This is a genomic window from Rhodococcus baikonurensis (genome assembly GCF_040489275.1).
Classification (GTDB): domain Bacteria; phylum Actinomycetota; class Actinomycetes; order Mycobacteriales; family Mycobacteriaceae; genus Rhodococcus_F; species Rhodococcus_F baikonurensis.
Genome location: NZ_JBEUOQ010000022.1, coordinates 1 through 20769 on the forward strand (window position 1 = coordinate 1; position 20769 = coordinate 20769).

General features: G+C 62.9%; 23 protein-coding genes. 10 read left to right on the forward strand and 13 right to left on the reverse strand.

All coding sequences use genetic code 11. The annotated features are described in order from the left end of the window. The 3 genes from ABWI03_RS30325 to ABWI03_RS30335 all read right to left on the reverse strand — a co-directional run. On the reverse strand, positions 1-503 hold a 503-nt coding region (locus ABWI03_RS30325), incomplete at its 3' end, for a DUF222 domain-containing protein (protein WP_353799024.1). 58 nt (positions 504-561) lie between these two features. Beyond that, on the reverse strand, positions 562-1416 hold the full coding sequence (locus tag ABWI03_RS30330; protein ID WP_298775676.1) for an alpha/beta fold hydrolase: 855 nt from the start codon (positions 1414-1416) through the stop codon (positions 562-564). Next, positions 1413-2045 (reverse strand): TetR/AcrR family transcriptional regulator, encoded by a 633-nt coding sequence (locus ABWI03_RS30335; RefSeq protein ID WP_260395404.1) that lies wholly within the window; start codon positions 2043-2045, stop codon positions 1413-1415. Before ABWI03_RS30335 ends, ABWI03_RS30330 begins: the two co-directional genes overlap by 4 nt. Before the next feature lie 68 nt (positions 2046-2113). Between ABWI03_RS30335 and ABWI03_RS30340 the strand changes: the two genes are divergently transcribed. Further along, positions 2114-3547, forward strand: a complete 1434-nt coding sequence (locus tag ABWI03_RS30340; RefSeq protein WP_298775683.1) for an amidase — start codon at positions 2114-2116, stop codon at positions 3545-3547. Here ABWI03_RS30340 and ABWI03_RS30345 read toward each other — a convergent pair. From ABWI03_RS30345 to ABWI03_RS30360, 4 genes are read right to left on the reverse strand one after another with little or no spacing between them, the layout of a single operon-like run. Continuing rightward, entirely contained in the window at positions 3544-4182 is a 639-nt protein-coding gene (locus ABWI03_RS30345; RefSeq protein WP_235170641.1) for a DUF5701 family protein, read from the reverse strand. The two genes, ABWI03_RS30340 and ABWI03_RS30345, sit on opposite strands and share 4 nt — an antisense overlap. A 10-nt stretch (positions 4183-4192) precedes the next feature. Next, positions 4193-4837: a TetR/AcrR family transcriptional regulator gene (locus tag ABWI03_RS30350; RefSeq protein ID WP_124567179.1), complete on the reverse strand. Its 645-nt coding sequence runs from the start codon at positions 4835-4837 to the stop codon at positions 4193-4195. Further along, positions 4825-5088, reverse strand: a complete 264-nt coding sequence (locus ABWI03_RS30355) for a hypothetical protein (protein WP_298775688.1) — start codon at positions 5086-5088, stop codon at positions 4825-4827. The genes ABWI03_RS30350 and ABWI03_RS30355 overlap by 13 nt, the downstream gene beginning before the upstream one ends. After that, positions 5085-5519 (reverse strand): hypothetical protein, encoded by a 435-nt coding sequence (locus ABWI03_RS30360; RefSeq protein ID WP_298775691.1) that lies wholly within the window; start codon positions 5517-5519, stop codon positions 5085-5087. Before ABWI03_RS30360 ends, ABWI03_RS30355 begins: the two co-directional genes overlap by 4 nt. Before the next feature lie 143 nt (positions 5520-5662). Here ABWI03_RS30360 and ABWI03_RS30365 point away from each other — a divergent pair, with 143 nt between their 5' ends. Next, positions 5663-6991: a diacylglycerol/lipid kinase family protein gene (locus ABWI03_RS30365; protein WP_298775693.1), complete on the forward strand. Its 1329-nt coding sequence runs from the start codon at positions 5663-5665 to the stop codon at positions 6989-6991. Here ABWI03_RS30365 and ABWI03_RS30370 read toward each other — a convergent pair. Continuing rightward, on the reverse strand, positions 6972-7241 hold the full coding sequence (locus ABWI03_RS30370; RefSeq protein ID WP_298775796.1) for a hypothetical protein: 270 nt from the start codon (positions 7239-7241) through the stop codon (positions 6972-6974). The two genes, ABWI03_RS30365 and ABWI03_RS30370, sit on opposite strands and share 20 nt — an antisense overlap. A 61-nt stretch (positions 7242-7302) precedes the next feature. Here ABWI03_RS30370 and ABWI03_RS30375 point away from each other — a divergent pair, with 61 nt between their 5' ends. After that, the gene (locus tag ABWI03_RS30375) at positions 7303-8880 is read left to right on the forward strand and encodes a carboxylesterase/lipase family protein (protein WP_298775695.1); all 1578 of its coding nucleotides are present in this window, start codon (positions 7303-7305) and stop codon (positions 8878-8880) included. A 10-nt stretch (positions 8881-8890) separates the two neighbouring features. Here ABWI03_RS30375 and ABWI03_RS30380 read toward each other — a convergent pair whose 3' ends face one another. Continuing rightward, positions 8891-10831 carry an AfsR/SARP family transcriptional regulator gene (locus ABWI03_RS30380; protein WP_298775696.1) on the reverse strand — a complete coding sequence of 647 codons (1941 nt, stop codon included), beginning with the start codon at positions 10829-10831 and terminating at the stop codon, positions 8891-8893. Between the two features lie 98 nt (positions 10832-10929). Between ABWI03_RS30380 and ABWI03_RS30385 the strand changes: the two genes are divergently transcribed. Beyond that, a complete protein-coding gene (locus ABWI03_RS30385) occupies positions 10930-11808 on the forward strand; it encodes an alpha/beta fold hydrolase (protein ID WP_124567169.1) in 879 nt (292 codons plus the stop codon). Positions 11809-11810: 2 nt separating this feature from the next. On the opposite strand, the gene ABWI03_RS30390 is transcribed toward ABWI03_RS30385, so the two are convergent. Continuing rightward, positions 11811-12788: an ABC transporter substrate-binding protein gene (locus ABWI03_RS30390; RefSeq protein WP_298775699.1), complete on the reverse strand. Its 978-nt coding sequence runs from the start codon at positions 12786-12788 to the stop codon at positions 11811-11813. Positions 12789-13032: 244 nt separating this feature from the next. On the opposite strand from ABWI03_RS30390, the gene ABWI03_RS30395 reads away from it, so the two are divergent. From ABWI03_RS30395 to ABWI03_RS30405, 3 genes are read left to right on the forward strand one after another with little or no spacing between them, the layout of a single operon-like run. Beyond that, positions 13033-14586, forward strand: coding sequence for an MBL fold metallo-hydrolase (locus ABWI03_RS30395; protein ID WP_298775702.1), 1554 nt, complete (start codon positions 13033-13035; stop codon positions 14584-14586). A 14-nt stretch (positions 14587-14600) separates the two neighbouring features. Next, positions 14601-15266: a YoaK family protein gene (locus tag ABWI03_RS30400; protein ID WP_124567166.1), complete on the forward strand. Its 666-nt coding sequence runs from the start codon at positions 14601-14603 to the stop codon at positions 15264-15266. Positions 15267-15305: 39 nt separating this feature from the next. Beyond that, positions 15306-16934 carry a cation:proton antiporter gene (locus ABWI03_RS30405; protein ID WP_298775704.1) on the forward strand — a complete coding sequence of 543 codons (1629 nt, stop codon included), beginning with the start codon at positions 15306-15308 and terminating at the stop codon, positions 16932-16934. Here ABWI03_RS30405 and ABWI03_RS30410 read toward each other — a convergent pair whose 3' ends face one another. After that, on the reverse strand, positions 16935-17372 hold the full coding sequence (locus tag ABWI03_RS30410) for a DUF2867 domain-containing protein (RefSeq protein ID WP_298775706.1): 438 nt from the start codon (positions 17370-17372) through the stop codon (positions 16935-16937). A 53-nt stretch (positions 17373-17425) separates the two neighbouring features. On the opposite strand from ABWI03_RS30410, the gene ABWI03_RS30415 reads away from it, so the two are divergent. Both ABWI03_RS30415 and ABWI03_RS30420 read left to right on the forward strand, forming a co-directional pair. Then, positions 17426-17998: a TetR/AcrR family transcriptional regulator gene (locus ABWI03_RS30415; RefSeq protein ID WP_298775708.1), complete on the forward strand. Its 573-nt coding sequence runs from the start codon at positions 17426-17428 to the stop codon at positions 17996-17998. A gap of 179 nt (positions 17999-18177) precedes the next feature. Continuing rightward, positions 18178-18306: a hypothetical protein gene (locus ABWI03_RS30420; RefSeq protein ID WP_003943237.1), complete on the forward strand. Its 129-nt coding sequence runs from the start codon at positions 18178-18180 to the stop codon at positions 18304-18306. Between the two features lie 61 nt (positions 18307-18367). Here ABWI03_RS30420 and ABWI03_RS30425 read toward each other — a convergent pair whose 3' ends face one another. Further along, on the reverse strand, positions 18368-19252 hold the full coding sequence (locus ABWI03_RS30425; RefSeq protein ID WP_298775712.1) for an SDR family oxidoreductase: 885 nt from the start codon (positions 19250-19252) through the stop codon (positions 18368-18370). Between the two features lie 56 nt (positions 19253-19308). Between ABWI03_RS30425 and ABWI03_RS30430 the strand changes: the two genes are divergently transcribed. Further along, the gene (locus tag ABWI03_RS30430) at positions 19309-19635 is read left to right on the forward strand and encodes a winged helix-turn-helix transcriptional regulator (RefSeq protein ID WP_296554053.1); all 327 of its coding nucleotides are present in this window, start codon (positions 19309-19311) and stop codon (positions 19633-19635) included. Between the two features lie 7 nt (positions 19636-19642). Here ABWI03_RS30430 and ABWI03_RS30435 read toward each other — a convergent pair whose 3' ends face one another. After that, positions 19643-20704 (reverse strand): alpha/beta hydrolase, encoded by a 1062-nt coding sequence (locus ABWI03_RS30435; protein WP_298775715.1) that lies wholly within the window; start codon positions 20702-20704, stop codon positions 19643-19645. Between the last annotated feature and the right edge of the window lie 65 nt (positions 20705-20769).

Sequence of the window (20769 nt, forward strand, 5' to 3'; positions counted from 1 at the left end):
ATCTCATCGGATTCGAAGATTCGCTCCAACGTCGCGATCACGTTCCGCACCTTCGTGGTCGTCGCCTCCACACCGGAGGCGGCAGCCAACAACAAATCGATGCACTTCGGTAGCGCTTCGTCCGGCATCCCCTTCGGAGGTGACTCGCAGAACGCCACGATCAACACGGCGTGCTCGAACGAACAATCCCCGCAATCGAACCGAGCTGCCACTGCCGGAAACGGCCGCAGCGCAGCACCGAGGGCGGCGATCTTCTTCCCGTCCCGGACCTGGAGCATCGTGTTCGCCGCCAACCAGGCACCCACTCCGCGGCTGGCGATCACCTGATCATCCGGACGCAACGACAACTCGTCGACCACCGCCACCCGCACAGCCTCGAGGCGGAGAATCTCCGCGCTCGCGGACACGGCAGCCTCACGTAGCTCCGCAGCAGACAACTGCCACAGGCGTCCGCGTAACCCCACCGCAGAACCCGACACCACATCCGACAACAGAACACTCATTGAATCCCCCGATCCCCTACACAAAGAGTACTCGAACATGCGTTCGAGTCAAGGGGAATTATCTGAGGGCGCGAATCAGTGGGGTGGGGTCCGCGACTACGAACAGATGACCGCCCCCGCTGACTTCTTCGAAGCGTGAGTGGGAGATCAAAGAGTGTGCCCAGCGGGCTACTTCGATGGGTACGTTTCCGTCTTCGGTTCCGTGTAGGAAAACCGTTGGTACCGAGATAGATTGAAATAATCCTGGCATCTCGTGGCGATACCGAGCCAAGTCGACAATCGCAGCTGACCCGCCCTGCGCGATCCCTTCGGATGAATCCAATTGGAGAGCGGGACGATGCGACTCGTCGGTCATGACAGCTTGATCGGCGGCCGGCCAGATCGAGACGGAGTCGCTGCGTAGCTTGGAGAACACTCCGGTTCCCGCGAGCATTGCGCCGGCCATGCGGGGAGCCCAGTTGGCGGCAAAATACAGCGCGGATACCAGTTTTATTCTGCGTCGCACGGTATCTCGCGGCGCCCCGGGGATCATGGCGCACGCCAGCACCAGTTTCGAGACTCGTTCGGGAACGGCTGCAGCGACTGCGAGCGCGTAACCGCCGCCTCCGGAGAAACCCATCAGTGTGGCCGAGTCCACCTCGAGGTGATCGATCAGGGTGACGTAGTCGTCGTCCCAGGAATGAAATCCCTTGTCCGTGTAAGGATCCGTGCGTCCGAAGCCGGGTCGATCAGGGACTATCAGCCGTATGCCTGCCGTCGCAGCCGCGTTGTGGAGTGAGAGCCCCTCGTATCGGCTGCCAGGTGATCCGTGGGCCACGACTACCGGGTGGCCAGTCGGATCGCCGTACTCACAGAATGCGATACGACGGCCCGAGGCGTCGCGAATTTCGGTTGTGGTCACGCTGCTCGTCATGGTGTGTTTCCTTGCTGCGCGATCGACGCCACACCGTCCAGGATGAGGGCGACTCCGAACTCGAACCTTCGGGTGGGATCGTGATGAAGCGCGAACACCGATGCCTCGCGTCGATCGGCCGGTGCACTGTCGAAAGCGCCGCGTCCCAATTGAATTGCGACGTGTCCGGTGACGAAATCGTGTAGCGCGCCGTACGCGTACGTGGCCTGTTCGTCCTCGAGGCCGGCCAAGGAAAGGGCGTTCACTACTCGGTGGGCAGTATCGTCGGCCCCGGGTGCTTCCAGTGATGCCTGCCGATGGGCTTCCAGGACCAGGGGATGGCGCATCAGGAGATCGTGGAGGCCGTAGGCGAACGTGCGGGCAACCCCGCGCCAGTCGGTCGGCCAGTCGATCGACGAGACGGCTTCGCCTACGAGAGTCGAGATCAGATCTCGCCTCAAGGCGTCGATGCCACCAGTTGTGCGGTGGACGGACATCGGCGATATGCCGAGTCGTTCGGCGAGCACTCGAAATGACACCGCATCCAGGCCGTCCGTATCGGCGATCTCTGCCGCGGCATCGAGAATCTGTCTGTGACTCAATGCTTTTGGTCGACCGGCCCTTGCAGAGCTGGCGGATTCGGATACCATGCTGACAACAATAGCGATACGCGTATCGAAATTACAAGTGTCTATTGACCTACAAGGAGCGCTGCCCGATGACTGATCTCCATCAACTGTCCGCCGTCGAACTTGCCGGTGTGATCGCCGCCAAGCAGGTCTCGATTCCCGAAGTCACCAGGTACTTCGTCGACCGTGCGACCACTTCCGACGACGTCGGTGCTTTCACGACGATCGCCGGGGAGCACGCAGTCGCCCTCGCCGAACAAGCACAGCGCAGGTTGGACGAGCGGGACGCCGGGCCCCTTCCGCGCCTGTTCGGCGTTCCGACGGCAATCAAAGACCTTGACGCTACTCGCGGCATTCGTACGACCTTCGGATCGGCGCTCTTTCGCGACTTCGTGCCGGACGCTGACGACGAGATCGTCGAGGCGATCCGAGAAGGTGGACTGATCGACATCGGTAAGACGACGGTGCCCGAGTTCGGGGCAGCCTGTTACACCGAGCCTGAAGTTGCTCCGCCTGCTCGCAGTCCGTTCGATCGCACACGGAGTGCTGCCGGCAGCAGTGGTGGCGCCGCAGCCGCCGTCGGAGCTGGTCTGGTTCCGTTTGCGCAGGGAAGCGACACGGCGGGGTCGTTGCGTTCTCCGGCGAGTACGTGCGGAGTGGTTGGCCTCAAGCCGAGCCGCGGTTTGATCACGATGGGCGTGGCGGGGCATGACAACTTCGGATTTGCGAGCAAAGGGCCGATCGCCCGGACGGTTCGCGATACCGCTGCGCTGCTGGACGTTCTGGCGACGCGACCTGGCGCCGGAACTATCCACCCGGCGCGGCCGAAGTCGTTCGAAGAGTTCGTCGTACAGGCTGGGGGAGTGCGCGCTCGGCCCTTGACCGTCGCTCTAGCGCATGGATCGGTCTCCGGCGGAGTCGTGGATCTGCAGCTCTCGGACGCTGTATCGAAGGTCGGCAGTGTTTTGGAGAGCCTGGGGCACAACGTGTTCGAGCGACCTCAAGCCCGCGATGATGTTTTCGTCGATGCGTTCGTCAAGATGTTCTCGTCCTTGGCCGGCACCAAGCCGATCCCGGAGGAGTACGAGCACCTTCTCCGTCCGATAGTGCAGCACTTGCGAGTTCAAGCAAGCGGGGTGCCGTCGGGCGATCTGGCCGCGGCAATCGGAATTGTTCAAGCCTGGGCGCGGCGATGGAGCCTCGACTACGCCGACGCCGACCTTGTAGTCACCCCGACGGTGACGAAGCCTCCGCTCGCGATCGGGGAGTTGCGCAACGACGAAGATCCCGCGACCGAATTGATCGACATGGTTGCATTCACCGGAAACACCGTCGTCGCCAATGCAACCGGTTTCCCGTCGATCAGTCTGCCACTCGGTTGGACGGAAGACGGCGTTCCGCTCGGTGTGATGATTTCGGCGAAGTGGGGTTGCGACGCGGAATTGCTCTCTGCTGCTGCAATGCTCGAGGCCGAGATGCCGTGGAAGGATCGGTACCGATTCGACCGCGCAACCGTGCTCTAGTTCGGGAGCGGTATCCGGTCGCTCGCCGATGCGAACCCCAACCACGTGTGGCGGTTGCCCCACCAACACCACCCGACCTTCGGGGCGTTGCGGTTGTCTTTGCCGTCGCGACCGGTTCCGTTGCTGATCCACACGGCGGGAGTCCTGGTGTCGAAAGATCCATCGGGCTTGCGCAACCGGGAACCGATCGTCATGAAGCACTTTCCGCGTTCGAGGACGTCGGGGCGCTGCAGCAGCCAGTGGATGCCTTCGGTGAGTGTCAGCGGCGTCCGGTCCGCCTCGACGATTGCAGGCAGTGCTTCGTCCGGGCTCCAATTGGCCAGGTGATCCCCGCGGTCGACTTCACCGAGCAGATACATCGCGGTGTCAGGCAACGCGGCAGGCTCGGTAGGAGCGAACAGATCGACGTCGGCCATGTCGACGACGATGAAGCCCCGCTTGTTCTTGTGTTCGAGCAGTGAAGCCAAAACAGAAGCTGGAGCGAGTCTTTCGTGCACGGTAAGCAGTCCCACATCGCCCTGTCCGGCTGCGGCGGCTGCCCTGACGTCGCCCGCAGAAAGTCCGGCCATCTCGTGTACCCCGAGTTCGATCAATCGCTCGGCCTGCTGATCGATGGGCGGGAGGTCGAAGTGCATACCTGCGATCCTACCGATCGTGAGCAGGCCGATCGGTAGGATCTGCGGTGAGGGAAGTCGGCCACGAGACGCCCAACGCGCGCATGATGAACGGGACGGTGGTTGCCACGACGCTGTCCACTCGATCACCGGCCATGAGCATCGGCCGTCGGCTCTCCACGCAGGCGAGGATGAGTTGCGCCGTAGCGCCGGCGTCCGAATCGACAAAAGTGCCAGCGTCGATACCTTCCTGGACGAGTTGTTCGACCAGATCAGACAGGGGGACAATATGTTCGAGGAAGTTTTCGCGATCCTGCGCTGACAACAATTCGGCCAAAGCGATTCCCGTGAATCGCTGCAGTGAGAACTCGACGAGTGTCAGTTTGACGAGGATCTCGATTCGGTCGACAGGATTCTCGCGATCCGCGAGTTCACGTTCGGCCAGGAGCAGGAATCTATCCATCTCGCGGGTGGACCACGCAAGCAGCAATGCAGATTTGTCGGGGAAGTAGTTGTACACCGCTGTCCGCGAGACGCCGGCTGCCTGAGCCACGGTCTGCAGCTTCACGTTCTGCCAGCCCTGCTCGTGAAGTTCGTGAATGAACGCGTCCAACATGGCTTCTCGGGTAGCAATCTTGTGCTCCGCAGTTGTCGCGCCACCGGTCAGCTTCGGCATGGTCGTTCCTCCTGTGTCTGATTCACGGTCACGGGGAGGTCGAACAGATCCGCTACAAGGCGTGGATCACCCTGCCACATCGAGACGGGTACGAGCATCATCTGCTGCGCGATCGAGCGCACGGATCGACAGACCTCTTGCTCTTCGGCGGCGGTGAGCGTCGTGCGTTTGCGCAATCGCTCCATCTCCGCGGCAGTCAGATCAGTGATCCATTCTTCGGCCGCAAGCGAGAGGGGTGTATCCGGTGTCACGGCCGATCCAACTCGGCACTGGAGAACCGCGAAGTCATCACGGACAGCATGATGACGGCGACCACCGCGACGGCGTGTGCCGCCGCCAGCCAGAGCGACTCGGGTGCATGTTTGTGGAGAGTCGGCGCCATCAGCATGGCCATGAGGAGGGCGAGACCCGACAACATCGCGGGGCCGTCGGGTCGGCCGACAAGCAGGCTGACCAGAAGAACGAGCGCCACGACACTGCACACCACGTCCACCGTCGGGTAGGTGGCCGGCGCGACTCCGCGGACGGTGTCGGTGAAGTTCAGCCCGGTCGACACCAATTGTGCGAAGCCAGTCGCGCCGGCCAGCCAGGCCATCCATCGCAGCCCGTGAAGACCGGCTTTCCGCGCCAGGGTCAGAGGCTCCTCCGAGGATCCCCATGCTGCGGACGTCGGTGTTGTCACGGGCCTTCTCCTTTTTATGACGAGGTGTCGTCATAAAGTATCAGCGCATGAAAAGTGGGTTTCCTTCCGGTAGGTGACTGGCCTGCGTCGAAGGGATAGCGTCGAAGTACCGGCCGAAATGACAATCGCGGGGAGGTGGTTCGATGACGACCCCTGCCCACACGGATCGGCCCTCGTCGAAACAGAGTTGGTTGGCACGTGCGGCATTTGCGGCGCTGGTTCTTGCAGTCGTGGTGCTCCTGATTTTCGCCGGACTGAAAACCTTGACCATGCTGATCCTGGGGATCGGTGGGGTGGTCGTGTGCGTCGTAGCGGTGTACTGGTTTCTGACCACCCGCGGATTCCTCCGCTGGATCTCGTTGGCCGTGGCGGTTCTGACACCGATCGTGGTGCTCGCCTTCCTGGTCCGAGAACGACTCCTGTGGGTGGTGCTGCTCTCGATCGGGTTGTTCGTCATAGCCGGTATCTGCGCTCGCACCGCTTTGGAGGGGGAGGAGAAGGAACTGCCGGTAGTCGAGCGACCGGCGACGCCGCCCGTCAAACCGTTCTTCGTGATGAACCCGAACTCCGGCGGTGGCAAGGTCGGGAAGTTCGACTTGAAACGCAAGGCCGAGGAACGGGGAGCCACGGTCGCACTGCTCGAGGGGCCGGAGAAGATCGACGTGACGGCCCTGGCGAGGCAAGCGGTCGCGGACGGCGCCGACCTACTCGGTGTTGCCGGTGGCGACGGAACTCAGGGGTTGGTTGCCGCTGTTGCGGCCGAACACGACCTGCCCTTCCTGGTCGTCAGCGCCGGGACGCGCAATCATTTCGCCGCGGATCTGGGTCTCGACCTCGACGATCCGTCACGGTGCCTCGACGCTCTTGTCGACGGCGTCGAGGTCACCGTGGATCTGGGAAATGTCGGCGGTCGAACCTTCGTCAACAACGCATCGTTCGGGGCATACGCCGAAGTTGTCCAGAGTCCGGAGTACCGCGACGCCAAGACCAGCACCTTCCTGCAGAAACTCCCGGATCTGCTCGCCGGACGTGCGGGAGCGGTGCTGACCGCGCGCTCCGCGAGCCTGTCTGCTGTGGGCCCACAGGCTGTGCTGGTCAGCAACGGACCGTACGAGATGAACGACCTGGCGGGGCTCGGCCATCGGCCGCGATTGGACCGGGGCACTCTCGGCATCGTCGCGATCTCCGTCGGCAGCGCCCGCCAGGCCGTCGGGTTGCTCCATCGGGCACATCAACACGGTCTGGCTCAGGGCACCGGATTCGAGGTGATCGTCGACGCCGACACCGACGAGATTCCGGTCGGCGTCGACGGCGAAGCTCTGGTGATGCGCACTCCGGTGCGGTGCACGGTCAGCCCGCAGGCACTCCGCGTCCGCGTCCCGAAAGATCGTCCCGGGGTACGCCGCCCCAGGCATGCCTGGGATCTGGTCCGATTGCGAGAGTTGGCGAAGTTCACGAAATCCGGCGCATGACCTGGCCGACGGCCAGAACTCCCTGTGGGTCATGCGTGTTCGCCAATGCGCTGAGCCAATGAGCGGTGTCCTCGTCGTAGGTGCGGGCAATCTTCTCCGGGTCGATCTTCAGGGTCGTCGGTGCGTTTTCGGCCCGTCCTGATGTGTCGTAGGAGTGCACTCGGAACACACTGCGCTCCGACGCAGGGCCGTCCCGGGCGTAATGCTTGGGACCCGCAGGGTCGACAGTCGCCAGGAAACCGGCAAACATGCCCGTTTTGTCCCGAATGCTGGCAGCATTATTTGCCTGTATGGATTCGAGGAGAAATCGAATGACGATCACACCCAGCGAAGCGCCGGTAGTCGAGACAACGTACGGGCCGGTTCGAGGATCGACGGAAGGCTCGGTGTCGAGTTGGAAGGGGATTCGTTACGCGGCACCTCCTGTCGGTCCGCTGCGATTTCGCGCGCCAGTTCCGCCACAGCCGTGGACCGAGGTTCAGGACGCAACAGAGTTCGGGCCGTGTGAGCCGCAAAGTCGGCTCGCGATGATTCCGCTCGGTGAGAACGTTCCGATGGACGAGGACTGCCTGTTCCTCAACGTGTGGGCGCCGCGCCCGGTCGGTGCGGATGCGCCGGGTAAACCGGTGATGGTCTGGATTCACGGCGGAGCGTACTTCCGCGGAGCATCCAGCCAACCACTTTTCGACGCAACCACATTGGCCGAGAACGGTGACGTTGTCGTCGTCTCGATCAACTACCGTATCGGTGTTTTCGGCTTCGTCGACTTCTCGTCCTTCAATTCGAGTGAACATACCTTCGAGCCCAATGTCGCTCTCCGCGACATGATTGCAGCGCTGCAATGGGTTCAAGGCAACATCGCAGCCTTCGGTGGTGACCCGAATCGAGTGACGCTGTTCGGTGAGTCGGCAGGCGGCGGCGCCGTGACGACGCTGATGACCGTCCCGTCCGCCCGCGGATTGTTTCATCGCGCCATCGCCGAAAGTTCGCCCGCCACTTCGGTGTACGGGAGTGAACGCGGCGAGATCGTCGCGAAGCTGTTTCTCGAGATCTTCAGCGGCGGCGAGGCCGATCTGGGGCTGTTGCGAACCACTGCCGCCGAGGACCTTCTCGGGCCTTCGGACGAACTGTTCGCACGGGTTCCGCAGGAGACACCGGGAACTCTGGCGTTCGCACCGATCGTCGACGGTGATCTGCTCCCCGACTACCCGGTGCGAGCGTTCCGTCACGGCAACGCACACCCGATTCCGCTGATCATCGGAACCAACAAGGACGAGTCTTCGCTCTTCCGGATGATGAAGTCGCCGTTGATGCCGATCGATCCCGTCGTGATCACGTCGATGTTCGCAGAGATCGCCGACGAGCATCCAGGGTTCGAGTTGCCCGATCATTCTCAGATCGAAGGTGCGTATTCGGGACTGTCCAAGCTCGGTGCCGGTCTCGGGTTGACCCGTGACTTCGGATTCCGTCTGCCGACCTTGTGGATTGCCGAGGCGCACAGCAAGATTGCGCCGACGTGGTTGTACCGGTTCGACTACGCGCCGCCGATGCTCAAGGCGCTGAAGATCGGTGCGACGCACGGTACCGAACTCGCCTACGTCTTCGGCAACATCAACCACGGAGCACGGGACATCACCTACAAGTTGGGAGGACTGAGCGCGGCGCGTCATGTATCGGAGCGTATGCAGACGAGGTGGCTGGATTTCGCCAGAGCTGCAGGTGATTACGGGATCGGGGCCGATAGCGAACTGGGTACGGCTCCGGGGTGGCCCACTTATGACACCGATACACGCTCGACACTGTTGATCGACAAGCACGACGCCGTCGTCGCTGATCTCGACCGCGAGATCCGGGAGGCGTGGGGTGACACGGTGATCGCATTCACCTGATGGTTCCGGTTTACTGCAGTTTGGCGAGATAGTGCGAGACGGGTCCCGCAGTGAGCATTCCACTTCCGGCGCCGGCTATTTCGGCGGCGGCAGGTAGGAGTGCCGCTCGCGCACGCTCCTCGACTCGAGGGTTGCCGACTGCAGTGGCCGCTGCGGCAGTCAGGCACCACAGTGCCTCGGAGAGCAGGTCTTCGGGTGGGTCCGGCATTGCCTCGACTGCCCGGGCGGCCTCGCTCACCTGCCCGTGTGCGAGAAGGAGGTGCGGCCGGACCCAGGGTTCGTACGGGCCCCACTGCGTAGTCGGGTCGAAAACCGCCGGCAGTCCCCTCCACACGCGGAGGGCGAGAATTGCGAGGGGGAGTATGCCGTCCTCGAGGCCGGGCATACCGGAATCGGAAAGGTTCACCGCCGCAGCTTCGTACAGCTTCTCGCAGTGCGCGACCTCCGCGCCGGTAGCGGCAGTACGCATAGCGCGAAACCAGGTGGTGAACACCGCTGCCAACGGTCGCTCGTGACGTCCGGCCAATCGATCAACTGTCTCGGCGTGTAGCTCTGCTGCATCGAAATGCCCCAGTGCACTGAGGGCTTGCATGCGGATCAGATGGCCGAGGATCTCGAAGGTGGACAAGCCGTGTCGAACGGAGAGGTCTACCAGTTCACGACCGATACAGTCGCGCTCGGAGGCCAGACCGGTAGTCCAGAACGTCTGCATGAACAACCCGTTCAGAGCGAAGGCCAGGAGCCCTGGATCATCGAGAGCGCGACCGATCTGCACTGCAGCACGGGCACATTCGAGTCCGCGATGACCGGATAGTCCGCGCGATTCGAGTGCGATTGTTGCCAACAGTCTGGCCCGAGCGAGTTCGTTGCCGACCGGAAGTCGATCGAGGGTGCGCTGAGCGGCCTCGACGATCTGCGCAGCCTGCCGAGGATCGTCGGATCGTGTCCAGATTCCGGGCACGTCGTAGTTGCCGATGATCCGTGCGGTGAGTTCGACATCGTCCACTTGTTCAGCGGCGCCGATGATGGTCAGTCGCTGGTTTCGGGCAGTCTCCAGTCCGCTTCCACCCGCAACTGCCAGACTTCGGAGGAGACCGACTGTGGACTCCAATCTCGATTTCGATCCTGCCGCTACGGTCCGGTCGTACGCTGCCGAAACCTGAGCGAAGATCTGTTCTGCTGCTACAGGATTCAGGTGAGTCTCGCGGCGGAGAATGTCGGACTCGAGGTCGGTCAGTCGTGGTCCGGGGTCGATACCCAACTCTTCGGCGAGTAACTTTCGTGCGCGACGGATGACTGCCAGAGCATCGCCTTGACGGTCGGTGCGGTACAGCGCGAGTGCGAGTAGCCGCCAACCGTCCTCGCGCCAAGGGTGTTCCGTCACGTGGGCATCCAGTTCGGGAATTGCTTCGGCGGTTCGCCCGAGATCGAGTAGCGCGGATGCCAAGCCTTCGACGCCAGTCAGACGCAGTTCCTCCAAGCGTGACCGCTCGGATCGAGCCCAAGGTTCTTCGGTGAACTCCGCGTACGCCGGTCCTCGCCACAACTGGAGCGCGGTTCGTAGCAGTTCGAGTGATTGCGCGGGCGTCGAGTGGGTGGCTTCACGAACCAGTCTTTCGAATTCCCAGGCGTCGACGGCGTCGGGTGCAGCATGAAAGGCGTAGCCAGGCCCGTCGGTGACAATGACTTTCGGCTTCGTTCGCGGCGCACGATCCGGCTCGAGTGAGCGCCTCAGTGCGGAAACGAACGTACGTATTGCGCTGGTCGCCCCGGCCGGAGGATCGACCCAGAGGTCGTCGACAATCACGTCCACCGGAACGACACGTCCCCGGGCGATGATCAGACGAGCGAGGACCGCTCTGTGTCGTGGGCCCTTCAGATCGATCAACCCTGACGAATCGTTCCACGCGACCACGGGTCCGAGAACTCCGATAGCTGTGTGGTCTCGCATTTCCCCACGCTATCGCGCTCATCGAATGCTCATCGACTGCGGCGAAGCTGATTGCCATCACCCCGACTTGCCATCACCCCGACGAACGAGAGCAACCGATGACGATCACCATCCCAGACTTCGACTACCAGCAGATTTCCGCCACGGACGGCGTGCGACTCAATGTCGCGGTCGGTGGAAGCGGAACCCCACTTGTCCTTCTACACGGCTTCCCTCAGACTCACCTCATGTGGCGTCACGTAGCCACTGCCTTGGCGTCGGATCACACCGTCATCTGCCCGGATCTCCGCGGATACGGGGCCAGCGACAAACCGGTCGAGGAAAACCCGGACACCTACTCCAAGAGAACAATGGCTGCCGACATCGTCGAGGTGGCGAGGAAATTGGGACACGAGAAGTTCGCCCTCGTCGGCCACGATCGTGGCGCACTGGTTGCCGTCAGAGCGGGGCTGGATCATCCGAACGTGATCACGCAGCTCGGTTCGCTGGACGTGCTCCCCACCTTGGATATGTGGGACATCCTGCACGGATCGAACGCTGCTGTGGCATTTCATCTCTATCTCATGGCTCAGCCACCCGGTCTCCCCGAGCAGATGATCAGCGCCAGCGCCGACGCATTCTTCGAGTACTTTCTCGACGTGTGGACGCAGAACCGCGAAGCGATTCCGGCAGACGTGCGGGCCGAATACCTGCGCGCCTCACGGGAGGCGGTGCCGTCGATCGTTGCCGATTACCGGGCGTCGGCAGGCATCGACGTCGAACACGATCAGGCCGATCGCGATGCGGGCAACCAACTGCACATGCCGGTCACGGTCATTCAGCAGGACTGGGGTTCGATGCTCGGCTACGACGCCGAGGCCCTGTGGAAAGCGTGGGCGCCCGATCTCGAACACCGCACGCTGTCCGCTGGTCACTTCATGGCAGAAGAGGCGCCTGCCGAAGTGGTCGAAACGATCCGCACCCTACTGAAAAGGTAGTTCTAGCGCTTGACCCCGGCAGCCAAGTCGTCGACCAGGACCTTGGCGGTCAAGGCGTATCCCGCGGCCTTGTAGTAGTCGAACGGAATGACGCGACCGGCCTGCGCGGCGGGCAGGCGCTGCCACGTCGGCGAGGTGTACACACTGCCGGAGGCGCTGCGATCCAAGGCGAAGATGACGTCGGCTTCTTCGAGGCGGTTGAACTGCTCCGACCCGAGCATCACGCGAAGGTCGGGGCCTTCACGGAGCACCTCGAACCCGAGGTCCTCGGCGACGGCGGTGCGGAAATCGTTCTGGAACCACGCGATCTGATCCTCTGCGGCGGCAACGAAGGCAACCTTCTTGCCGGCCATCAGCGGTTCGACGGTCGGGCGGATCTGCGCCACATGGGCGTCGTACTCGGCGAGGACTTCCTCGGCGCGATCGCTGCGCCCGATGCCGGTGAGGAAGTCCGACATGACCTTCCGCCACTCCGGGGTGAAGTCCTTGCCGACGGGGAGGACCGGTGCAATCTGCTGCATCCGGTCGTTGCCGTACGACCCGGTGTCCCACCAGCCGGCGCTGAGGACGAGAAGGTCTGCGCCGAGGGTCGAGATGTATTCGAAGTTGGGATCCGAAGCACCTTCGGCGAAGATCTCGACACCCGTGGCATCCGGGACCTCACGGCGCAGGTGTTCGGCGGCGCCGGTGGGGTAGGCGGTCACCGGGTATCCGGCGAGGATCGACAATTCGAGGCCATCGCGTGGATCGAGGGCAACGACATTCCGGGGGTCCGTGGGAATGATCAGCTTCTCGTCGCCGCGCGTGAACTCGAAGGTCTCCGCGTTGTCGGGCGTCGAGCTTTCCGTGCTGCCGCAGGCCGCGAGAAACGCGGTCGCAGCGACGCCCGCGCCGACGCCGAAGAAACCGCGTCGCGTCAGGTTGTCCACGATCGCCCAGTAGTCGCGATCGGTCGTGGAGGGAGAAAGGAGTCGAGTCATGCTTGTTAGGTTAGCCTTAGAGGCTGTCTCCGGGAATGCTGAAACAGCTCCCGCGAGCGCCAAGAAATACGGCGAACACGCCAGCGCAGGGAGTGTTGTCCGCGTCACCGGCCGGTCTGATCCGCAACCCACTTTCGACCTCTGACGTGCATGACGTCACAACCGACCGCCTCCTCGATCGCGATTTGGCCCTGATCGCGCCGACTATGCTGAGTTGACCAGCAGTACGATTTCGGAGGTTGCAATGCAGATCACCAGCGTCGGCCACGCAGGATTTCACATCCAGACCGAGGCCGGATCCATCCTGTGTGATCCATGGGTGACCCCGACGTATTTCGCGTCCTGGGTGCCGTTCCCCGACAACACCGAATTGGACTGGGACGCGCTCGGCAACTGCGATTACCTCTACGTCTCGCACCTGCACAAGGACCACTTCGATCCGAAGAATCTGATCGCGCACGTCAACAAGGACGCCACCGTCCTGCTCCCCGATTACCCGGTGCCGGACCTCAAGCGTGAACTCGAGAAGCTCGGCTTCCACAAGTTCTTCGAGACCGAGGATTCCGTCAAGCACACGGTCAGTGGCCCCAAGGGCGACCTCGACATCATGATCATCGCTCTACGCGCTCCCGCGGACGGTCCGATCGGTGACTCGGGCCTCGTCGTCTCGGACGGGGAAACCACCTGTTTCAACATGAACGACGCCAGGCCCGTCGACCTCGACCCGTTGACCGACGCCTTCGGGAAGGTCGACATCCATCTGCTGCAGTACTCGGGCGCGATCTGGTACCCGATGGTCTACGACATCCCGAAGGGCACCAAGCGCAACTTCGGCAAGCAGAAGCGTCAGCGCGGCATGGACCGCTGCCGCAACTACATCTCCCAGGTCGACGCTGCCTGGGTTGTCCCGTCGGCCGGCCCTCCGGTCTTCCTCGACGACGACCTGCGCTACCTCAACGACGATCACGGTGACGAGGGAAACATCTTCCCCGACCAGATCACGTTCCTCGAGCAGATGCGCATCAACGGCAACGATCGTGGTCTGCTGATGATCCCCGGCTCGGCCGTCGAACTTCGGGGAAGCGAGAAGGTCGCCCTGACGCATCCCATCCCGGACGCGGACGTCGACAATATCTTCTCGAACAAGGCCGAATACATCGAGAAGATGGCGCAGAAGATGGCGCCGGTCATCGCCGCGCAGAAGGCCACGTGGGCTCCGGCCGAAGGCGAGCCGCTGCTCGACGGTCTCAAGGCCAAGTTCGAGCCGATCATGGCTCAGTCCGACCTCATCTGCGACGGAATCGGCTACCCCGTCGGACTCGTGATGGGGGAGGAGACCGTCGTCCTCGACTTCCCGAAGCGGATCGTTCGCGAGCCCATCGAAGGAGAAGGCAAGTACCGCTACGGCTTCCGCATCGCTCCCGAACTGGTTCGCACTGTTCTGCGTGACGACGAGCCCGACTGGGTCAACACCATCTTCTTGTCGACGCGGTTCACGGCGTGGCGCATCGGTGGCTACAACGAGTTCCTCTACACGTTCTTCAAGTGCCTCACCGACGAACGCATCGCCTACGCCGACGGCTGGTTCGCCGAGGCCCACGACGACAGCGCGTCGATCGAGTTGGGCGGGTACGAGATTCAGCGTCGTTGCCCCCACCTCAAGGCCGACCTGTCGAAGTTCGGTGTCGTCGACGGCACCAACCTCACCTGCGATCTGCACGGCTGGCAGTGGGATCTCGAGACCGGCCGCTGCAAGACGTCCAAGGGTCACGAGCTGCGCACCAGCAAGCTGAGCTGAACCGAGCTCGTCGGGTGACGGGATACAGCAGGTCGCTGATCGGCCTGGCGACAGCGCTCGCCGGGCTGGCCGGTTACGTCGACGCGCTCGGATTCATCACGCTCGGAGGGCCTTTCGTCTCGTTCATGAGCGGCAACATGACGCAGGCGAGCGTCGCGTTTGCCGACGGGGTGTGGTCGACCGCGCGGGTGGCCGGCGGGATCATCGTGCTCTTCCTCCTGGGAATCGCGCTGGGAACCGTCGTCACCCACTTCACGGAGCGCTATTCCGTCCGGGCTCGCAAGGTCACGGTGCTCGCGGTTGTGGCCGGGCTGCTTGCCATCGGTTCGGTGATGAGCAGCCTCGACGTCACCCCCGGCGCGATCTCGGCAATGGCTTTGGCAATGGGAGCCGTCAACTCGGTGTTCCAGCGCGACGGCGAGGTGACGATCGGCGTCACGTACATGACCGGTGCGCTGGTCAAGATGGGCCAGCGTCTGACCGGAGCCTTCCTGGGCGGCCCGAAGTGGGCGTGGCTGCAACACTTCGGGATGTGCGCGGGATTGATCGCCGGAGCGGTAATCGGTGCGTTGGTTCATCGATGGATCGGTCTTCACGCTCTGTGGCCTGCATCGGCATTCACGGTTGTTCTGATCGCCGTCGCCTGGCAGGTCTCGCCCCCGGCGCCGGCGCAGGTGTAGAAAGAGCGAGACACAAAATCCGGGGTGTGGGGGGAAGCAGTGGATGCTCTGATCATCGTGGTGCTCGGTCTGCTCGGTATCGTCGCGGCCTCGACGCTCGGAGCGCGGATCGGAGTCGCAGCACCGCTGATTCTGGTGATGGCCGGGATCGTTGTCAGCCTCTTACCTTTTGTCCCCGCGGTGGACATCGATCCGGAATGGATTCTGGCAGGCGTGCTTCCGCCGCTGCTCTACTCCGCCTCGGTCTCGATGCCGTCGATGGAGTTTCGGCGTGAGTTCGGTGCTATCGGTGGACTCTCCGTTCTGCTCGTGGTGGTGAGTGCGCTTGTTCTCGGTGCGTTTTTCTCTTGGGTGATACCAGGACTCGGCATCTGGTGGGGCATTGCACTCGGCGCGATCGTGAGCCCGACAGACGCCGTCGCTACGTCCATCGTCAAGAAACTCCCGGTCTCGCCGCGGGTGGTGTCGATCCTCGAAGGCGAAAGCCTGCTCAACGACGCCACCGCTCTGGTTCTGCTGCGTACTGCCATCGCCGGGGCGGCCGCGTCGGTGTCGCTGTGGAGTGTGTTGGGCAAGTTCGCTTTTGCCGTGGTCGTGGCAGCGGTCATCGGTGTGGTCGTCGGCAAGGTCAACCTGATGGTTCGCGCCCGTGTCACCGACTCGACGGTCAACACGGTCATCTCGTTCACGGTGCCGTTTCTGGCGGCGATCCCTGCCGAAGAGTTGGGTGCGTCAGGGTTGGTCGCTGCCGTCGTGGCCGGGCTCGTCACCGGCTACGACGCTCCCCGGAAGCTGTCGCCGAGTCATCGGTTGTCGGACTCCCAGAACTGGCGCACAGTCGAACTGGTCCTCGAAGGTGCGATCTTCCTGGTGATGGGCCTCGAACTCTCGTCGATAGTCGACGACGTCCGGGTCGACCACGAGGGCATATCCACGGCGGTGTTCGTGGCGGCGGGTGCACTGTTCCTCACGATCTTGGTGCGGGCTCTGTACGTGGCCCCGCTCCTGCGAGCACTCCAAGCACGGGCGAAGTTTCGAGAACGCATGAAGCCCAGACTCTCCGACATCGCGAATCGCCTCGACAATCCCGAGGACTACCCACCGGACGAACGACGCCGCAGTAGGCGTCGGGAGCCTTCGGCGAATCAGATGGAACGGTTCAAGATTCGGGTTCGGCGGACGGTTGCCGATATCGACTACTACCTTGCCGCGCCTCTGGGATGGCGTGAAGGCACGATCGTCATCTGGGCTGGTATGCGCGGAGCGGTCACTCTGGCTGCCGCGCAGACTCTTCCGGAAGACACCCCGAGCCGCTCACTCCTGATCTTGGTTGCGTTCCTGGTGGCTGCGGGCTCATTGATACTGCAGGGCGGGACGTTGAAGCGCGTCGTCGCAGCGGTCGGCCCGGCAGACCAGGACCTCACCAGTTCCGAACTCGACGAACATCGACGATTGCTCGCTCTCCTCGAGGATGCTTCTGCGGGTTTCGTTCCACCGGAAGGGCAGTCGAAGAAGAAGACCCAGCTCGACGTGATCGACGCGCAGCGTCAAGCGCTCCTCGACGTGCGGGACGACGGGCTCTTTGACGCCCGGATGCTCGGATCGGCACTTGCCGCGCTGGATGCCGATCAGATCAGTCTGGAACTCAAGGGCGGTCCGGACGGTTGATCACGTGCACAGTCTCTTTCGTGCGGACGTCATCATTGCCCGCGTGATCACGCCGTGCAGTACCTGAACGGGTGCGAAGTAGATTCGGCCTGCGCGGTTCTTCAGCTCCACTGCAGTGACGACGTGCAGGAGACCGGCGTCGTTGTCGGCCTGAACCGAGGCGACGAATCGTAGGTGTTTCTCGTCCGCTTCGATGAGGGCCTCGCCGTCGGCGATCTTGTCGACGGCAAAGGTGTCCGGGCGTCCCTGGGCGATGCCGAGCAGTCCGACTATCCGCTCCCTGAGCCAGAACATCGCGAGGACTGGCGCGGGGACATTCTTGACGTCGAAGACTGCCTGCGCCCACTCCTCGGAGGTATGGGTCGGAACAGACGGGATGGTGATCGTGGTGGCTTCTGCCCAGTCCGGTGCAGGCATGGCCTTGAAAGCGAGTGTCATTTCGTCCTCCGTACGGTGCCGTATGGAACCTGCCCATACGGTACCGTACGGAGGTGACGAATGCCCGTGCCCGACTCTCTCGCGACCAGTGGATCGCTGCAGCTTTCCAGGCTCTGACCAGCCATGGGCCTGATGCAGTAGCCGTGGAAAAGGTGGCGCGCACGCTCGGATCGACCAAGGGTTCCTTCTATTGGCACTTTGCGAGCCGCGACGAATTACTGCAGGCTGCGCTCGATCGATGGGAGGTCCTGGCAACCGAGCGCCTGATCTCGTCCGTCGAGTCGTCCGGTGAACCGGCGGAGGTCAGATTGCGTCGCCTGGTCGAGGCGGTCACGACCGGACTGGCAGGACGCCGTGCGGAATTGGAACTGCTTGCCGGGATCGACCATCCTTTGGTTTCGGCGGCGGTTCGACGTGTCACCGAGCGTCGAGTCGCCTACATCGTGACGTTGTTGATCGATCTGGGTATGGACAGGCAGAAGGCGGAATATCGTGGCGTACTTGCGTATTCGATGTACCTGGGGCAGATGCAGCTGGTGCACAGTGCGCCCGATGCGGTTCCTCGCAGCGATGCGGACCGTCATGCACTCGCCGACGAGTTCGTGAACATGGTTCTGGCCGGGTAAGTCCGCCAACGAACGCAGCGTGATCTGCGTATCACCCTGCGCTTTCAGGTGAGGGACCACACATTGCGCGTAACCCATAGTTACAGATACTTTGGGGTCAGCTGAAGTGGGGTGCCGGATATGTCGACATTTCCCGGAGGCGCAAAACCGTTTCACGACAGGAAGAAAGGTGACTCACCATGAGCGTTGTGCTTATTTCGTTGCTGGTCGCCGCTGGACTCACCGTGCTGGCCACCAGTGACGGTGCCGGTCTGGACTTCGGGAGTCGGCAGCTGAACCGCCAGTTGAAGACCCGCACGCACCGGTGACCCCGGAAAACGGCCGGCTCCACGCGATGCTTCGCGGAGCCGGCCGTTTGCGTTGTTCCGGTCAGTTCACCCCGAGATCTGCCAGCCAGGCCCGGGTGCTGCGGGCAGTGATACCCAAGGTGGCAGCAGAACCCGTCGCCGAGTCGAACGCGACGTTGTCGGCGGACTCAAGCCCCGTGTAGAGCTGAGAAACCCCGGCCGCTGCGCCCGCTCCGATGATCGGTGCAATCGACGCACCGAAGGCGTCGGGTGTCACGGCTTCGAAAGTTACTGCGCGCGAGAAGTGTTGAGCGAATGCCTCGGCCAATTCGGTGCCGGTGATCGCCGGAATCTGTCCGATGTCGACCGCGTCCGGTGCCCCGTCGAGAGTCAAGGCCGCGACGGCTGCATCAGCGACGTCGAGATGTGAACTCCATGCGACCGCGAGATCGGCACGCAGTGGGTAACGCAGGACGCCATCGTCTTTCACCCCCGACAGAACGGTGGGCAGAAGTAGATTCTCGAGGAACAAGCGTGGGGTCAGGACGGTCACCGCGATGCCTTCGGCGCGAAGTCCGTCGACGAGCTCGGAGAGAACGGAGGCGTTGGGACCGGCAAGCGGCGAAGTGGTGTCGCCGATGACCGTGCCGCTGGTAGAGATCACGAAGCGTGAAGGACGTGCCACTCTCGCTGCTGCCAGAACGTTGTGGGCGTAACCCGCAAGCGTCTCGGTGTCACCGGCGAGTGGCAGGTGAAAGAACACTCCGTCCGCCCCGCGATAAGCGTCGGCGAGAGCGTCGACTGACGCATTGTCCGCGACGACGGTGTTCGCACCCTCGAACGTCTGGTCAGGGTTACGGGTGATTGCTCGGACCTCCGCGCCTGTCGATCCGGCGAGAGCCGCGACCAATCCCGCGAGAACGGGAGAACCCTGTGCGCCGGTGGCGCCATGCACTGTGTAAGTCATGACCCCTATAGTTCAGATCGGGAACCAGTTACTTCAAGTGAACTAATGGGGAATCGATGAGTGAATCAAGTCACGTGCTTCCGGAGTGTGGCGTCGCGCGCTTCCTGCTGGTCCTGGACGGACCTTGGGCGACACTGATCGTTCGTGAGCTCACGCACGGCCCCATGCGCTTCACGGAACTACGACGCGCATTGCCCGGCATCAGTCCAAGGACACTGTCGGCCAGGCTCAAACGTTTCGAGGAGTTCGACCTGGTGACCCGGACTGCCTACGCCGAGGTGCCGCCGCGAGTGGAGTACGAACTCACTGCGACGGGGATGGAACTGCGCTCCGTGCTCGAAGCGATGGTCGAGTGGGCGGATCTGGCTCTCCCCGTTTCCTGATCTGCCGTCAATGCGGGCCCGAGAGTCCCACCCGTAGAGCGCCGCAGGCCTCGAACATCGCGTCTTGCCCGGTATGGCCGACGCCGGTGGTGTTGACGAAGGCATGGATCAATCCGCTGTGACGCCTCAGTGCGACCGGAACTCCGGCCTCTCGCAGCCGGTTCGCATACGCCTCGCCCTCGTCGCGTAGTGGGTCGAAACCGGCTACCGCAACGTACGCGGGCGGCAGTCCGGCCAGGTCCGGAGTGAGCAGCGGCGAGACTCGCGGGTCGAGAGCCGAAGCGCCACCCGACAGGTAATGGGCTGCATACCAATCGAGTTGGGCGTCGGTGAGAAAGAAGTCGGTGCCGAACATCCTGTGCGACGGACGCTTCGACGAGAGGTCGACCCAGGGAAAGAAGAGCAGTTGGAAGACGGGCTTGACGGCGTCTTCGGTCGTGGACTGCGCGACGACGGCAGCGAGGTTCCCGCCGGCGCTGTCTCCGCCCACCGCAATGGATCTCGGATCCGCGCCCAGTTCTGCGGCATGTTCGACGCAGTACCGAAAGGCGGCGACGGCGTCGTCGACCCCGGCCGGGAACGGGAACTCGGGCGCAAGCCGGTAGTCCACCGACAACACGCTGATTTCGCCGTGTCGGGCCAGGAAGCGGCACACACTGTCGCCGCTTTCGAGGCTGTCGAGGACGAACCCGCCGCCGTGGAAGTACACCAAAAGTGGAGCGGGCGTGGAGACTCCGGCCGGGCGATACAGCCGAGCGGGAATTGCGTGATCCCCGCACGGGATCTCGAGGTCACGAACCGTCTCGATGTCGATCGGTGTACCGCCGAACAGCCGTGATTCGGCGTCGATCTGAGCGCGTCCCTCTTCGACCGGAAGATTCTCGAAGCTCGTACCTTCCACTGCCGAGAGCAATCGCAGCGCAAGCTGGATCTCCGGGTGCAGAGTCTGCCCGTCGATCTCCTTCGGCTTGCCACCGAGAATGCGCTGCGCGCCGGTCGGTAAGGCGCCGACGACATCGAGAACCACCCGCGCAACACGATCTTGGACAGACATCTTCTCCGTGGACATACTCGCCTTCCGTCGGCTGATCACCCGTCGTGTGTACGTTACGAAAGAACGGGACGGATATCCAG